Origin of the sequence: Clostridium nigeriense, from assembly GCF_900086595.1 — a bacterium.
In the GTDB taxonomy this organism is placed as follows: Bacteria; Bacillota; Clostridia; order Clostridiales; family Clostridiaceae; genus Clostridium; species Clostridium nigeriense.
In genome coordinates, this window is the sequence record NZ_LT575472.1 from 2,246,388 (window position 1) to 2,263,923 (window position 17,536).

At 26.7% G+C, this 17,536-nt stretch carries 10 protein-coding genes and 1 CRISPR repeat array (1 of these 11 running past the window's edge); of the genes, 1 reads left to right on the forward strand and 9 read right to left on the reverse strand.

The features are described from left to right. Positions 1-2,790: direct repeats of the CRISPR family, unit length 36 nt; unit sequence GTTATAGTTCCTAGTAAATTCTCGATATGCTATAAT; it begins 3,045 nt to the left of the window's first position. Between the two features lie 51 nt (positions 2,791-2,841). From cas2 to brxL, 5 genes are all read right to left on the reverse strand, one after another. Then, entirely contained in the window at positions 2,842-3,165 is a 324-nt protein-coding gene (gene cas2, locus BN6774_RS10715; protein WP_235829607.1) for a CRISPR-associated endonuclease Cas2, read from the reverse strand. Continuing rightward, positions 3,158-4,057 carry a type II CRISPR-associated endonuclease Cas1 gene (cas1, locus tag BN6774_RS10720; protein ID WP_066893445.1) on the reverse strand — a complete coding sequence of 300 codons (900 nt, stop codon included), beginning with the start codon at positions 4,055-4,057 and terminating at the stop codon, positions 3,158-3,160. Before cas1 ends, cas2 begins: the two co-directional genes overlap by 8 nt. Further along, the gene (cas9, locus tag BN6774_RS10725; RefSeq protein ID WP_066893447.1) at positions 4,058-7,252 is read right to left on the reverse strand and encodes a type II CRISPR RNA-guided endonuclease Cas9; all 3,195 of its coding nucleotides are present in this window, start codon (positions 7,250-7,252) and stop codon (positions 4,058-4,060) included. 210 nt (positions 7,253-7,462) lie between these two features. Beyond that, positions 7,463-7,660: a hypothetical protein gene (locus BN6774_RS10730; RefSeq protein ID WP_066893454.1), complete on the reverse strand. Its 198-nt coding sequence runs from the start codon at positions 7,658-7,660 to the stop codon at positions 7,463-7,465. A 29-nt stretch (positions 7,661-7,689) separates the two neighbouring features. Continuing rightward, the gene (gene brxL / locus BN6774_RS10735) at positions 7,690-9,720 is read right to left on the reverse strand and encodes a protease Lon-related BREX system protein BrxL (protein ID WP_066893456.1); all 2,031 of its coding nucleotides are present in this window, start codon (positions 9,718-9,720) and stop codon (positions 7,690-7,692) included. Positions 9,721-9,796: 76 nt separating this feature from the next. Between brxL and BN6774_RS10740 the strand changes: the two genes are divergently transcribed. Further along, positions 9,797-10,537, forward strand: coding sequence for a competence protein CoiA family protein (locus tag BN6774_RS10740; protein ID WP_066893458.1), 741 nt, complete (start codon positions 9,797-9,799; stop codon positions 10,535-10,537). Between the two features lie 26 nt (positions 10,538-10,563). On the opposite strand, the gene pglZ is transcribed toward BN6774_RS10740, so the two are convergent. From pglZ to BN6774_RS10760, 4 genes are all read right to left on the reverse strand, one after another. Next, a complete protein-coding gene (gene pglZ / locus BN6774_RS10745; RefSeq protein WP_066893463.1) occupies positions 10,564-13,110 on the reverse strand; it encodes a BREX-1 system phosphatase PglZ type A in 2,547 nt (848 codons plus the stop codon). 16 nt (positions 13,111-13,126) lie between these two features. Then, positions 13,127-14,251, reverse strand: coding sequence for a Fic family protein (locus tag BN6774_RS10750; RefSeq protein WP_066893465.1), 1,125 nt, complete (start codon positions 14,249-14,251; stop codon positions 13,127-13,129). Between the two features lie 141 nt (positions 14,252-14,392). Beyond that, positions 14,393-15,388 carry a DNA-processing protein DprA gene (locus tag BN6774_RS10755; RefSeq protein WP_066893470.1) on the reverse strand — a complete coding sequence of 332 codons (996 nt, stop codon included), beginning with the start codon at positions 15,386-15,388 and terminating at the stop codon, positions 14,393-14,395. Between the two features lie 2 nt (positions 15,389-15,390). Further along, the gene (locus tag BN6774_RS10760) at positions 15,391-17,469 is read right to left on the reverse strand and encodes a RecQ family ATP-dependent DNA helicase (RefSeq protein ID WP_207644574.1); all 2,079 of its coding nucleotides are present in this window, start codon (positions 17,467-17,469) and stop codon (positions 15,391-15,393) included. Positions 17,470-17,536 lie beyond the last annotated feature (67 nt).

Sequence of the window (17,536 nt, forward strand, 5' to 3'; positions counted from 1 at the left end):
GTAAATTCTCGATATGCTATAATACAAGAAAAAATTAAAGCTGCAAGTAACTAGTTATAGTTCCTAGTAAATTCTCGATATGCTATAATCTCCCCTTCTTATTAGTGAGTTCTTGCTTAGTTATAGTTCCTAGTAAATTCTCGATATGCTATAATTATAAATCCCAAAGCTACTAATGATCCTATGTTATAGTTCCTAGTAAATTCTCGATATGCTATAATAACCATCAACTACATTTGTAAATACACCAGGTTATAGTTCCTAGTAAATTCTCGATATGCTATAATATATAGATCGTCTATTAATATATTCCCAGGTTATAGTTCCTAGTAAATTCTCGATATGCTATAATTTTTTATCCCTAGTTATATCAGTATTTTGTGTTATAGTTCCTAGTAAATTCTCGATATGCTATAATATTAGTTAGGGATGTAGCACACTTAGTTACGTTATAGTTCCTAGTAAATTCTCGATATGCTATAATCCCCAAATACCTTTTTATCAGTTCCTTCTCGTTATAGTTCCTAGTAAATTCTCGATATGCTATAATTCAATGTCTTTTAATTCATCCTTATATCTTGTTATAGTTCCTAGTAAATTCTCGATATGCTATAATATGGTGATGATTCATTATACGCAAAGGTGGGTTATAGTTCCTAGTAAATTCTCGATATGCTATAATCGGGAGCCGTTGCTATATTAGCTGGAGCTTGTTATAGTTCCTAGTAAATTCTCGATATGCTATAATAGGTCTCTAACCTTTTTAGGTATATTGTATGTTATAGTTCCTAGTAAATTCTCGATATGCTATAATATACTTTTTAGAATCGTCTTGTGTTTTTTCGTTATAGTTCCTAGTAAATTCTCGATATGCTATAATATACTCCACTTGGTAAGATAGCATTTTTAGTTATAGTTCCTAGTAAATTCTCGATATGCTATAATAATGCTTATTATGGGTGTTACGCTGATGAAGTTATAGTTCCTAGTAAATTCTCGATATGCTATAATTACCTATATTTCCAATTAATCCCTTATAAGGTTATAGTTCCTAGTAAATTCTCGATATGCTATAATTTGCAGATGTTATATAACATTATCAGATGGGTTATAGTTCCTAGTAAATTCTCGATATGCTATAATGAAACCTCAATATCTAGTACTAAGTTTATTGTTATAGTTCCTAGTAAATTCTCGATATGCTATAATTGTAGTATGGAAATATGAAGATAATAACGAGTTATAGTTCCTAGTAAATTCTCGATATGCTATAATTGATGATGTTGAAGAGGGGGAACTTGTAATGTTATAGTTCCTAGTAAATTCTCGATATGCTATAATTTAATCCTTCTTTAGCTTCTACGCAATCCGTTATAGTTCCTAGTAAATTCTCGATATGCTATAATAATTGGTTGAAAATCTATTAAATGTATCTTGTTATAGTTCCTAGTAAATTCTCGATATGCTATAATTAACAATAGATGGTTATTTCTTTGAAATGGTTATAGTTCCTAGTAAATTCTCGATATGCTATAATAATTCGTCCCACGGTAAGCGTGTTTTTTTAGTTATAGTTCCTAGTAAATTCTCGATATGCTATAATCCACAACTTTGCATATCTTTATATAGTGGTGTTATAGTTCCTAGTAAATTCTCGATATGCTATAATAAAAAATCCGTCTTATGCAGCACCTATAAGGTTATAGTTCCTAGTAAATTCTCGATATGCTATAATAAACAAGTGATTTATCTTCTTACGCAAGAAGTTATAGTTCCTAGTAAATTCTCGATATGCTATAATACTAACGGCATATTTTCCCTTCTCCTTTATGTTATAGTTCCTAGTAAATTCTCGATATGCTATAATACAAGAATTATATATGAAGTTGATGTAATAGTTATAGTTCCTAGTAAATTCTCGATATGCTATAATTTTAAATCTAATATCAACTATAGTAAGATAGTTATAGTTCCTAGTAAATTCTCGATATGCTATAATAGCAACATTTCTACTTATTCTATCTAATCTGTTATAGTTCCTAGTAAATTCTCGATATGCTATAATTATCCAGCTCCTGCTATTGCTGCTCCTGCTGTTATAGTTCCTAGTAAATTCTCGATATGCTATAATTTTTCTCTTCAAATAAAGAACCTCCAAACTGTTATAGTTCCTAGTAAATTCTCGATATGCTATAATAGGAAGGATGTTATTACTACAACATGGCATGTTATAGTTCCTAGTAAATTCTCGATATGCTATAATTCCTATAGCTTTTTCACAACATCCATTTGTGTTATAGTTCCTAGTAAATTCTCGATATGCTATAATTCCTATAGCTTTTTCACAACATCCATTTGTGTTATAGTTCCTAGTAAATTCTCGATATGCTATAATTTTAGTCCAGAAGATAATATTACACCAGATGTTATAGTTCCTAGTAAATTCTCGATATGCTATAATTCATTTCGTCTTATAAGTTATATACAAATAGTTATAGTTCCTAGTAAATTCTCGATATGCTATAATTTATCCCTATTTTTTTAGCATTTATTTCATGTTATAGTTCCTAGTAAATTCTCGATATGCTATAATTTACCATCTTCAACACTTCTTACTCTTCCAGTTATAGTTCCTAGTAAATTCTCGATATGCTATAATTAAGCCACCATCCAATTGAGTTTTTGAAGTGTTATAGTTCCTAGTAAATTCTCGATATGCTATAATTTTCTAAAGTTATAGGATTAGGAAGTTTAGTTATAGTTCCTAGTAAATTCTCGATATGCTATAATACACATGCTTAAACCCCTTGAAAACACTAAGTTTTAAGGGGTTTTTACTATTTAAAAAACATTTAATTGTCCTGAATTTATTTGTTTTTCTTGCTTTTTTGGTGAACCTACAAGAAATTTCATTTCTGTATATTGCTTTTCTGTTATTTGTAAATATCTAACCGATCCCTTAGGTGGAATATTCTTTTGAAGCCTATTAATGTGCTTATTTGTTCCATCTATTCCATTACATATTCTTGAATAAACTGAATATTGTAGCATTATATATCCATCATTTAATAAAAATCTTCTAAAATTTTGATATTCTTTTCTATCTTCTTTTTTAACAACAGGTAAATCAAAGAAAACTAATAATCTCATATATCTATTACTCATAATAGTGGTATTCTATATCTTTTATTTCTGGTAATTTTATTAATCTATAATCTTTTTTATTACAAGCTGTTGTATAAGAAGCTACCATTTTATCTATTGCATTTAATACTGAATGATTTTTTCCTTCTATAATACAATCACAGTTTATTAAATCAACTAATGCTATTCTGTTTTCTTTTGTTAAATCTTCATCTATACTTATATTCTTATAAACCCATAAATCTACTATAGGTCTAAATGGCTCCATAAAATCATCTACTAAATTATATGAATTAAGCTCATTGCAATGAAATACTCCTAGAGATGTATTAAAACCATACATTACTAAAGATCTTGCTACTGCACTTCTAATTATTGTATAACCATAATTTAATGCAGAATTTATTCCATTTATATCATTTCTATTAAATTTTTCTCCAAACAATGATTTGAAATAATACTTTGCCCCTATAGCTTCTCTATTTCCTTTATCTCCACTTTCTACATCTTGAGATAATTTATATAAAAATTTATATCCATCATTGTTAGAAATCTCTAAACATAATCCTTGATTTTTAAGTTTTTGTTTTATTATACTTTGCCAAATTCTTTTACTAAAAGCAGCACTTTGTGAAAGTTGATCTTTAAGAACTTTAAATGTTTTATAATGAAGGTTTAATGGTAAAACTATTGATGATGGTAAATGTTTATCATCGCATACTATTGTTGCCACACTATATTCAGATAATTTACTAATAAGTCTTGCTGTAACTTTAACAGCAGGTGATTCAATTAATAATACTGATATATCTTCAACTGGAATTTGAAATTCATCTTCATTTGTTATTATTAAATTATTATTTTTTAATGCTAAATTGGCTGGATTTGAAATTATTACACTTCTAAAACTCATTTATTTACCATCTTTAACCTTATAATATCTACCTAAAATATCTACTTCATATTTATTAAACTCCGAAACCCCTGCTTTTATGCCAATTCCTCTATATCTTTCTGAATTATCATGTACTTCAATAGTCAATAATGCTGTAGATCTATCAAATGAATCATAATATCCAAAGTATCCTGCTTTTTTCTTGTATTTAATTTCAATTAAATCATTTTTATAAATAGAAAACTTAAATTTATAGCTTTCATCCATATAAATCCATTCATCTTCTGTTTTTGCTGCTACTGCTGCTTTCTTAGGAATCTCTCTATTTAATAATTGGTATCTATATACTGGTACCGAATAAAATTTTTCATCTTTTTCATATATATCTATTCTTACCATTCCTTCTTTAGCTGCTGTACCTTGATTTAAACTTATAGCATCCTTTACCTTAAATGGTTCTTTAGATTTAATCTTTATACTTCTAACAATTGGTCCTAATTTACCATCTTTAGTTGGTTTTCTAAATTCAGATTCAAATGCCTTTTTAGCATTCCAATCAAATTCTTCTAATCTTTCTTTAATAGCATCATATAGTTTTCTATCACTATTATAATTATATATATTTTCAAAATCTTTTTTAGTTAATTCATTCAAGTTTTTCTTTGTTATGAATCCATCTTCAGTAAAGTTTTTCTTTGAATAAATAGTTTCTTTAAATAATCTTCCACCAATTTTTCTAAATGGCATTCTTGATACAAATATTGGCCTAACTGTATTCTTTGTAAATTCATCATCATATGATTTTATTGGAGACTTCTTCAATTCTTCTATTGGATCATTACTTAATCTCATAATTAATTCTTCACTAAACCCAAGCCATGGTCTTGGTAACTTATCTTTAAGTAAATATCTATATGATTCTAATTCAACAATTTCACCTGTCTCTATATCAATGAATTCATCATTATTTCTTATATATTTTAATTCATTAGCTTTACTATATTTAGATATTTCATTTACCATACCTTGAGTTGCTACTGCAACTACTGCTGCATCTAAGGCATGATGCTTATCTCCATCTTCTCTTACTTTAATAAGACCCCATTTTGCTCTTAAATATGCAGTTGCTCTACCATTTATATTTATCACTTTTCTTTTTGATTCACTTTCTTTAAATAATAATCTATTACTTATAAAGTTAGATATATATCTACAAATATATTTAGTGTCTTGTAGATTTCTTTCTTTCCATTCTCTTTGCTCTTCTTCCGAGAACTTCTTTTTAAGTAAATTATTTTTCTTTTTATAATTTAATCTACTTGAATTAACCCAAATCTCAAATTTATTCCATCTTTCTTCATCTGCTCCAAAATACTCGTATGGTGTTCTATTACCCTTATGTTGATTTTCACATCCAATAACTAAAACTTTATTATTTAGACTATCATCAAAACTTCTACTAAATGGTATAATATGGTCTATCTCACAATACCCTGGTTCAAATAACTTTTCTATATATATCTTTTCTTGAGTATATGCACATTCATTATTTTGATCTACCCATAGTTTATATTTTAAAACTTCACTACCAGTAGGTTCTTTTCCTGTTAATGATTTCAACTCAGTTCTTATTTTATCATTTTTATCTCTATTTTCTTTTTGTTCTTTTTCTATTTGCTTTCTATCTTTAAAATTTTTAGCTAATTCTCTAGCTAGCTCTATATTTATTCCTATAGGTGACCCATATCTATCTATAACAGCATTTATTACCTTTCTTGTTTGTGATAATGCTCTATTTACTACTGGATTAACTATTTCATCAATATCTATAACTGGTAACTTATATAATTTTTCACCATTATATATAGCTTTAAAATCATATCCAGCTTTTTCACAAGCTTCATTATACATATAGCCTTGCTTTATAAATGGCAGTATTTTTTCTAAAGCTTCTATAGACAAATTGCTAAACTTACTAAAAGTTATGTCACTTACAACATCGATTATTTCATCCGGAACATTTCTTTTATTTAATTGTTTTATTATATCTTCATCAGTTTTAGCTATACTTAAAACGTAAGCTATATTATTTAACAATTCTCTATTATCTTTTATATTTTCAAAATAATCTTTTCCTATACCATGCTCTACAGCTTTTCTAATTTCATGATATCCATTCATAGAAATAAACTTTGTATTTTCAGTTTTTTGGTTATCACCATTATATGTTAAAGTTGAGAACTTATCTTCTTCTTTTAAATTCAACAATTTTCGTACTGAAGAATATTTAATTTCTTTTTTCTTATAAGCTTCCTCAACAATTAAATTTCTTTCATCATCTGTTAATTTTCTTTTATCTCCGTTATTAATTATAGATACTCTATTTAAATTATCATATAAAACAAATTCTTCTGCTGATATTGAATTTTTTGGAGCTCTTTTATACTTTTTATCTTTTTCAAAAGTACATAGTCCAACCATCTTTTCTAAATCATCAAATTTAGAAAAAGGTCTTTGTGAATTAAAAATATCTAAATATTTATCTTCAATTTCATCACTTGCAAAATTATTACCAAAGCTTCTTTGAGCTTCAAATATTTTATGTATTTCTTCTCTTATCATATCTCTTGAAACACAATTTTTATATTTACCAAATTTATTTCTAAGTGGTGTATAAGTATCTTCTTCAAACATAGCTTCTTTATAAATATATTCTCCAATAGTTCTATATCCAAGCTCTTTCATTTTTCCTTCATTTTGTTTTATACTTGTTAATATTTCTCCTGATTCTTTATCACTTTTATCTACTTTTCTATTAGATTTAAAGCCTCTTCTTTTGCATAAATTAATTAAAACCTTTGAAAAATCCTCATTACTTAATCCTCTATCTAATCCTTCTACTCTTGACTTCCAAACATCACTATAATTTTTAGTAAATAAATTATCTAATTCTTCCTTAGTCAATATCTTTTCATTTAATATTAAATTTCTTACCCTATTAACTCTATAAGCTTTTCTTCTTAGTAATCGTCTTCTTCCTCTTGCTAATCTTCTAGGTAAGGCTAATGATGAACCATCCTTTGGATCTTCAGCTGCATTAAATATTCTAACTCCTAAATCTTCTATTCTTTCTTTATCTAAATTTATTACTGCCCAACCAACTGATGTTATTCCAATATCAAGTCCTAACCTATAATTTATGCTTTCCTTCAAATATATACACCTCTCATTATTTTATATAAAAAGATACCCCTAAGCTCTGCTGAACCTAGGGGATACTTCACGGCTTACTGCCTTGTTATAGTAACTAGTTAAACTCTCGATATGCTATATATTTACCTAGTTTCTAAATGAATTATACCATTATTTGCATATTATGTCAATTTTATTTTTAATTGTTTTTATAAAATAAAAATTCTTTTTTTAACGTTCATATACTACTATATCATTTACTTTTACTCTTTTAACTTTATTTATTTGATTCTCATATTTTTTACATTCTCTTTTTCGTAGTATATACCATAATGCAAATGGAGATTTATCTATTGCTTCAGAAACACTATTATACTGATATACTTCTCCTTGTATTGTTTTAACTTCAACAAATTTTGATTTTGCCATAAGCCTCTCCTTTTATTATAAAAATTATATTATTGAACACCTAAAGCTTTAAAAACTGCATCTTCTGCTCCACTATAAAACATTATTTGGAATTTAGCAAATAATTCTGGTGGAACTACTGATATATCTGCTGCATTTATCATTGGTAATAGTATTTTCTTTGCTCCAGCATCAAAACATACTTGTAAAGTATTAGCTAAATCTTCTACTTTATTTATTGTTCCACCTATGCTCACTGAACCTAATACAGCTAATTGGCTTTGTACTGGTTTCATTAAAGCCCCTGAACACATTGCAATTATTGCTGCTAAAGATAATTCTGATGTCATACCAACACCATTAACATCTTGGATATGCATTAAATAATCTTTACTTGTCGTAGATATAGATGCACTAATATTTCTACTATTTGCTTTAAAATATCTAAATGCTGTTTCTATACTTTCTTTTGCTTCTCTATCTGAACCCAAACCAGTTTTTTCAAACTTTCCTGATCCTGATATAACCTCTGTTTCTATTTTATAAACACCTATCATACCAGAATTTCCAACTCCAATTGTATAAACTTGACCTGATTTTAATAGTCCTTCTGGTATTAGTGAACCTGATCCTTGTTCTGGTACTGAAATAAATTCTTCCTGCATAGTTTCATTATCTATATAAGAGAAATGTACATCATAAAATTCCATTCCACCTATTTTCTTAAGCTGCTCTTTTACTCTTCTTCGTCCTATTAAAGCATATCTTAAAATTTCTTCAATATCTTCTTTTTCAAATTCTCCATTAGGATATAATAATTTAACTAAACCCGATACTGTTTTTCTAACAGCAATTACATCTCTTTGATTTAAATTGTTTCCTAACTTGAAATACTTGTCAAAAGCATCGCCAAAGGTTGTTTTTCTCATATGTCTTAAGAATTCTGCCAAATAATCTGTAATAAACCCAAAATTATTTGTTATTAGTTCTGGTCTCATTTTAGGAATTTCCCAACCTGGAAGATAAAAATGCATTCTATCAAAAAATGCACTATCGTAAGCCATTGCTTCTGGAAATGGTTCAAAAAGATGTGATGTTTTTAAAAGTACATCTACACTTTGATTTATATTTCCTACGAAAACCATTGATGCAGATGCAGCTTTTTCTTCTTTACCTCTTGCAAAAGATCCAGAAGCCATATAATCCTTCATTATCTGAATTCCATCTTTATCTTTAAAAGTTATACCAGCCACTTCATCAAAAGCTACTGTGTCCCACATGCCAACTAATCCTATTTTTCTTTGGGACATATTATAGAAAAGATTTGCTACTGTAGTTTGACCACCTGATACTAATATTGAATTAGGTGAAATTTCTTTATATAAATGAGATTTCCCTGTTCCTCTTGGGCCAAGTTCACACATATTATAATTATTTTCACATAATGGTACCATCCTTAAAAGCATATGCCACTTAACTTTATAATCAAGTTGAGTTGGTTCCATACCTATACTTCTAATAAGAATATCAATCCATTCCTCTTTTGTAAATTGTTTTCTACCTTCAATAAGTTCATCCATGTCCATATTAGGCATTTGTATTGGCGTTACTGAATCTATTATAAAAGGATTTTGATTTTTTGCACCTTCCTCATAATAATACTGTATTTTAGTAATACACCATATTCCTCCACCTAATAACTTTTCAAACTCTTTAACATAATTAGCTGATATTTCAACTTCCTTTAAACCTAAGTTAGAAAATTCAGCTACATATATATCCTTTTTTTCATTAAGTTTAACTTTTATTTTATCTATAACAGTATATCTTGTCATTTCTCTAATTTTAGATTTAATCTTCTCTGCTTCATCTGGTCTAACAAAATTATCAGCTAGAATATTTTTTACTCTTTCTACCCCTTCATTAATACTATCTTCATCATCAGTAGCACAATACATTCCAAGTAAATATTCAAGTACATATATAGGTACATTTGCACCTTGTTTTAATTTTTGCGTTAAATCTTTTCTAACAACTTTACCAGCAAAATGTTGATTAAGTTTTATGCTTAATTCTTCCACACTATCCCTCCATCTCTAGTTCTATTTAAATACTATTTAGAATATTATATTTTGATATTAATTTTAAGGTAATTATATGTTTTACAGTATAACTGATAATAATCGTATTATTCATATTAACGATTATCGCTTAGAATCTGAAAATAAAGGAGTCTACAGTCCTACTTTTTGCCCTTTTTGTGGCAAAGAGTTATTTGTTAGAGCTAAAAATTCTAATGAGAAAACACACTTTTCTCATAAACGTAATCAATCTTGTTCATTTAAATCTTATACTGAATTTTTTAATTCTGCTGGTCATACAAAAACATCCGAAGAAATTGAAATCTTTAAAGAATGTATTATAAAAAATTTATATCAAATTTTTTTAAAATTGCAATCTGACTTTATTTATTCACTAGATACCACTTTATTCTTAAAAATATTAAAGAAAGTATCAAATCCTAAAATTTTAAAACTAAGAAATTTAAATTGTAATCATATCCCTTATATATGGTTAAATGAACTTGGAAAATTTGATAATCAAGTTTATTTATATACTAATTCTGGAAAACTTGATTTAAATAAATTGAAATATAAAATACCTTATCTTTGGAATATAACTGAAAAAAAAGATATTATTATAATTGCACAAGAAAATAAAGATAATACAATATCTCGTACCATAATTCCCATAGATTTGAATTTTCTAGATTACAATTTTGAATATTCTTATAAGTTTTTAAGCGAGATTACTTCGCTTAAGATATTTGATATTTTTTCAATATCTTCTGAAAAATCTGAATTAATACTTAAAGAACTATTAAATGTTTGTAAGTAGGGGTATAAATATACTCCTACTTAAATTTAAAACCCAAAGTCATTTACTATTGCTATATCTATATTAAATGGTATTCTTTCATAGAATCCATTTGTATCTTCTTCATCTTGCATTACTAAGAAATATTGTTTTGTTTTATCATATTGCATGCTCTTTAGAACAAATTTCTCTCTATACGTTCTTTCAAGTGGATTTTCAGATCTAGAATCTCCAATAATAATATTCTCGTTAGATATTCTCTTTCCTTCTTCATCTTCAAAATAGCATTTAATTTTTTGTACAATAACTTTATCTTGAATTTTTTCATCTTGGAAGAACTCTAAATAAGTTATTATATTAGTTATTTTTCTATTAATACTTGTTAATGATATCTTAACTTTTCTAATTTCATTATTTGATGATGTACTTCTATCATTTTTAAATCTTATTAATGGAACTATAATTTCTTGTGGCATTGCTCCACCATGAACATAATTAGCGCCTGCTCCTTGTACTTTAAATCTTGATGCTCCTTTTGGTGTAATTACATATTTATTAGCTTCATTGCCTAATAAGTAATCCATACTAAATGTAATAGTTCCTTCTACTTCTTTTTGATCTGAAGTTAATAGGAATCTTCTATTATCTTCACCATCTTCAAGTTTTATACCAGATAACTTACCACTTTCTTCCATATAGCTTCTCTTATAAAGATATCCATGATCTGCTGTAATTATAATACTTGCAGCACTAACTCTATTAACAAGTTTATTTACTAAAAGTATTATTTCTTTAAATGCCTCTTCTGTTGCTTTAAACACTTCTCTTTCAGTGCTAGAATGATCTCCTCTAGCATCTATTGTATTATGATAAATATAAACTACATCTAATCCAACAAAAGCTTTTCTTATCTCAGCATCTTTCATATCCATAACATCATCATAAGTGATTGCTAAAGATTTTTCATTTTGCATCTTTAATATAGAATTTCTATTATCAGTACCACTACTATTAACTCCATTAACTAATACATCATATTTATCATTAATTTCTATTTTATCATTAGGTAATAAAGCAGCCATACCTAACTTTGTATAAGAAGGTAATACCCCTTGCATATAATCTAATTCTACTTTACCTTTTCTTTCATTTGTAAGTAATGTCTTTAATTCTTCAGCACTTTCATATCTTAAACCATCAGATATTATTACAAATACTCTTTCCTTACTCTTAAATTTAATATTCTCCATATAAAATCTATCCTGATATTTTAATCCATCTATTCTCCAGGAATTTTGACTTAATATGGCATCATTCCACTTAATAGATAATTCTTGTAAATACCAATTATTATACACATTTTCAATAACATCTTTTAACTCGTTAAGTTCTTCTTTTAACTCACAATTATCATAGTGATAATAGAACTTTCTATAAGCTTTATCTATATAGAAATAATTTTTTGTATAAGACTTAACCATATTGTAAGAGTTTTCTGTTTTAATAGTATTTAATAATTCCTTCTTTTTACTTAAAAGATTAATAGCCCATTTTACAGCTTTGTATTCACTTATATATTTCTTATAATAATGTAATGTTCTACGTGATGATAAAAGATTTAAGTATTTATCATATTCCTCTACTCCATCTTTTAATAAATTAATTACTCTTGATAAAATTAATCTATCCATAATTTCAAATTCATCACAATGTATAAAAGTTTCTGAATCACGTTTTTCTAATAACTGTTCTAACTTTAACTTCTCAGCAACTAATTCTTGCATCTTATCATAAATTTCATTATCTTTTTCATTATTCATGAAGTGATTTATAAATACAATACAATTTGTATCCTTTTTAGATATAAAAGGTGAATAAGATTTCGGTAATTCAAACTTGATAGTTTCATTCATATTAGTTACAAGAAGCATAGCCATAAATCTTTCTAAACTTCTCTCTTCAAAAGAATATCCATAATATTTCTCTACTAAACTCCATAATGCATCCACATTACCAAATTTTTTTATATCTTCATATACTTTATTACTTCCATCTAAATAATCACGAATTATGGCCTTTATTATTTCTTCCATATCCATTATCTTAACCTTAGTTAAAACAGCAAGAACACCTAAATGAACCTTTTCCTTTGTATATCCTTGAATATTAAGATTTTTAAAGTTATTAATTCTATCCTTATTTTTAAAGAAAGTATTATAAAGAGTAAATTCTTCTTTTAATGAAGAATCTTGAATCTTTAATTCTCTCATTATTACAGTTGCTCTATCTGTAGAGAATTCCTCACTGTAACAAAAAATATCATATAGCCAATCTTCCTGTGGAATAGGCTTTTTCATATTAGAATAAACCAATATATTACTTTTAATATCTTCTTTTTCTATATAATATTTTGTCCAAAAGGCATTATTTTCTGTTGATTTAATTACTTTAATACCTTCTAAATCAAAAGTATCTATATCTTCAATAAAATCTTCATTTTCATCATACCAAAATACAATATGACGAGTTTTTCCATCACCTAATGGCTTTGAAAATAACTCTTTTAAAAAGTTTCTTATTTCCTGTAAATTCACTTGTACACCTCATTATCTATTGTTGTCTTAATATATTTATTAAATCATAAAAATAATATTTCTTATTCCTTACTCTACCATCCGAATAAATTATATGTGCTTCCTCTAATCTATTCAAATATACACCTAATGTACTGCTAGGAATATCAACGCATTCTAGTATACTCTTTTTTATAAATATAGGTTTTTTAAACATTATTTTAATTATATCTATTAATTTGTTTGAATTAATAAGCTCTCTACTTTTATTAACTGTATTATTATATAAATTATCTATATCTTCAATTAATTTAATATTCTTTTTTGATTGTATTATTGTTGCGTTAATAAAGAATTTAATCCATTCGTTCCATCTTTGAATAGCTAATTCTTTTGTATCATCTGAATATTCAACTCTAATATCATTTAATAACTTATAATATTTAAATTTATCTTTTTCTAAGCTTTCACTGACAAAAAAGTTTGGTGAGCTTATAACACCTTTATCATAAAGATATAAAGGAACAAGTATTCTTCCTATTCTACCGTTCCCATCTAAAAATGGGTGTATAGTTTCAAATTGAGCATGTATTATAGCAATTCTAACTATATCATTTAAATTGTCAGTAGGTTCATTTATATATTTTTCTAGATTACTCATATATTCTGGTACAAGCTGTGGTTCAGGAGGGATAAATGATGCCGTTTGAATAGTACATCCTGGTGGCCCTATGAAATTTTGAATTGCACGAAATTCCCCAGGGTTTCTACTATTTCCTCTTACATCACCTTCCAATAAAATCCTATGCAACTCCTTAATTACTCTTGAAGATATGGGTAATCTTTTTATTAAATTCTCTCCTTCACTAAGAGCTCTTGAATAATTCAATACCTCTCTAATATCTACTGTACTGTTAGTTTCATCAACTCCATATTCAAGCATATCATCTAAAGTTATTTGAGTTCCCTCTATTCTAGTTGATTGAATAGCTTCTTTTAACGTTATTGGTGCTAATAGTAAATTGGGATCTAACTTTGATTTACTTAATAAAACTTCATAAATTGCAATTAGTTTATTTGCTTCTAATAATTCATTTATAAACTCATTTATATTAATAATATCTTCAAGCGGTAGTCTAAATGGTATATATGGTTTTTTCATTTTATTCACCTTATTGTAAAATACCTTTCATTTTTGTTTATTATATTATTATTATATCACTTACACCAAAAAATAGACACTTTTTGTTATAAAAAAGAGATATTATTTCTAATACCTCTTTAAAGAATTATAATTTTAAATTTACAACCCCGAAAATAAATTCATTTGTACAATTTCTTCATTTTTTTCAACACTAGCACTATTATTCTTAGTCTTAATATTTTCACATAATTTTTTTATTGAAAAATCTGATTTTAATTCAATGCTATTACAACCTAGTTTAATTAATTCAATATTACCCTTTGAATTATTATTAATTACAAAAGGTATACTTAAATCCTTCTTTAAATTTTCAATTGCACCAGCCCAAGTTCCACCATGATTATAATCACTATTCATAATAATAGTAGCTTTAGATAAACTATATATATATTTATTTCTATTCATTGCTCTAGCTGGAGAAAATGGATAATTGGGCCCATCCATAGTCATATATAATGCTCTTCCCGTTGAGATTCTATCTCTAACATCTTTTTTCTTAATTCTTGAAACTAAAGAATCACATATAAATGATATATATTCTCCTCCACACTCAAAAGCAGCTGTTTCAGAAGAACTATCTACTCCCTTTGCTCCACCAGAAATAATTGTTAACCCCTCATTTACAGCCTTTTCACAAATAAACTTTGTATTGTCTAATATATCTATATCTATTTTTCTAGATCCAACCATTCCGATTCCTATTCTATTAAGAATATCTAAATTCCCCGAATAAAATATTACCGCAGGAGCATATTCCTTCAATTTTTTTTTAATTAAATTTGGATATTCCTTATCACTTCTACATAAAGTATATATTCCTCTTCTATTAAGTTCTTCTAATTGAATAGCTAAATATGCTCCTTTTTTTAATAAATTATATATTTGATCTGTCTCTTCTTGTGATAGTGACAATTTTTCTTTTATTTCATTAGCTTCTAAATTTAATAAAGCTCCAGGTTCTTTTAAATTAGAAGAAACAATTTTTTTTACTAATTTATTCCATTTACCTAAACTTAATGGTTTTACACTTTTATCACTTATTCCTAATGAAGTAGTTAATAATAATGTAACTAATTGATTGTCATTTAAAACCATTTTTATTCTCTCCCCTCATTTCCTGATGTTTTTGCTAATGCATATGGATAAACTTTATCTGCTATCCCCTTCTTTCTCAATAAATACGTGCAATAAGTAAATGTCCATTTTGAATCTACCATATCATCTATGATTAAAACATTTCCTAAATATTTAATATTATCATTAATATCAAAACCATCTATTACATTTTGACATTGATAAAAACTATTTTCTAAAGTCTTTTGTTCAACTGTATCTTTTATTTTTATAATTGCATCATGGCAAGGAATCTTTAATATCTCTGCTATACTATAAGAAAAATCTTTTACTAAATTTACTCTTTTAAGTGATGGAACATATAATATATTATCAATATCCCACTCCTTTACTTTTTCTTTAAGTAAATTAACACTTGCATTAATTAAATCTTTATTAAATTTATTTTCTAAGTACTTTCCTTTTCTAACAATAGTACCCCATCCAGCATCTCCATATGAACAAAGTACAAGCCCCTCTTCCATTCTGTATTCGGAAAGAATATTTACTTTTCCATTACCATTTAAATCTAAGCCAGTTGGCCATTGTTTTCTTGGTTCTATTGTTAAATGATTTCTTTTTAAGAATTCAATTGCATCTAAGACATTTTTAAATTCAACATTACTTTTAAATCTACTATCAGTACAATTTTTGCATTTTCCACATCTATGAGCTGTATTATCATCTAACTCTTTCGCTATAAACTCCATTAAACAAGTTTCACTATTAATATAATCGTTCATTCTTTTTAATTCATATCTTCTTATATCTGATATTTGTTTCGAATACTCCATATTAGGCTTCCAATTATTTAATGTAGGATAATACTTTGATTTTTCTTTATATATTGCTCCTTCAACTTCTAAATATTTTAAACATTTTTCTAATCTTCCACTTTTCATATTTACATGTGATAAAATACTTTTTTGACTTAATCCTTCATAATTATTAACTGTATTAACTACCTGAACCATTTCATCTTCTGTAGGAAAAGCAGAATTAATAAAATAATTTGAAATTTCATCATCTTCTTCACCACATAAAAGTATTGCATTTGAATCTTTTAGTGCTCTTCCCGCTCTACCAATTTGTTGATAATACGCTACTACATTACCAGGTTTTTGATAATGAATTACAAAAGATATATCCGCTTTATCATATCCCATTCCTAAAGCAACTGTTGCTACTAGTGCTTTTATTTCATTATTTAATAATTTTGATTCCTTTATCGATCTTTCTTCAGCTGTTAATCCACCATAATAATCTTCAACTTCATATCCTTTGTTTTTTAGATAAGAAGTTATTAATTTCGTATCATCTACAGTTAAAGTATATATAATACCTGTTCCATTAATGTTTTTCAAATTTTCTGATATCCATGCTAATCTTTCTGCTTGATTACCTAATTTAATTATATCAATAGATATACTTTCTCTTGTTAATGGTCCTCTAATAATCTCCAAATCATCACCTAATTGTTTTTTGATATCTTTTATAACCCTATCATTTGCAGTTGCTGTTGTTGCAATTAATGGTATATTTTTAGGTAATCTTTTTGTTATATTTACTATTCTTCTATAGTCAGGTCTAAAGTCATGACCCCAATCTGATATACAATGCGCTTCATCAATAACTAATAATCCAATATTTTTCTCTATTTTAGATAAAACATTATCTATAAAATCTTTATTACCGAGTCTTTCTGGGGATATAAATAATATATCTACACTATCATTTAACAAATTAAAAACAACTCTATCCCATTCATCTTTATTGTTTGAATTTATTGAGTCAGCTATTAAGTTAAACTTAGCTGCTGATTCAAGTTGATTGTTCATTAAAGATAATAATGGACTTATTAAAATTGTTGGTCCTTCACCTTTATCTCTTAATATCCTTGTAGTTAAAAAATAAACAAGACTTTTTCCCCAGCCTGTCTTTTGAACAACTAGTGTTCTTTTATTATTTAAAGCAGATAATATTGACTCATCTTGCCCCTCTCTAAAATCTGATCCTTCACCATAATATTTCCATAAGATACTTAAAATATTATTTTTATTCAATATAACCTCTCCTTATTAATAAATCCTCTTATCTTTATCTTAAGTATCTGTATATTTAATTTAAAAT

Bases quoted from the DNA above. Each gene is read 5' to 3' on its own strand.
- BN6774_RS10730 (WP_066893454.1), bottom strand. From the start codon at position 7,660: ATGGCAAAATCAAAATTTGTTGAAGTTAAAACAATACAAGGAGAAGTA.
- BN6774_RS10755 (WP_066893470.1), bottom strand. From the start codon at position 15,388: ATGGTTTTAAATGACAATCAATTAGTTACATTATTATTAACTACTTCA.
- cas1 (WP_066893445.1), bottom strand. From the start codon at position 4,057: ATGAGTTTTAGAAGTGTAATAATTTCAAATCCAGCCAATTTAGCATTA.
- cas2 (WP_235829607.1), bottom strand. From the start codon at position 3,165: ATGAGTAATAGATATATGAGATTATTAGTTTTCTTTGATTTACCTGTT.
- BN6774_RS10750 (WP_066893465.1), bottom strand. From the start codon at position 14,251: ATGAAAAAACCATATATACCATTTAGACTACCGCTTGAAGATATTATT.
- BN6774_RS10740 (WP_066893458.1), top strand. From the start codon at position 9,797: ATGTTTTACAGTATAACTGATAATAATCGTATTATTCATATTAACGAT.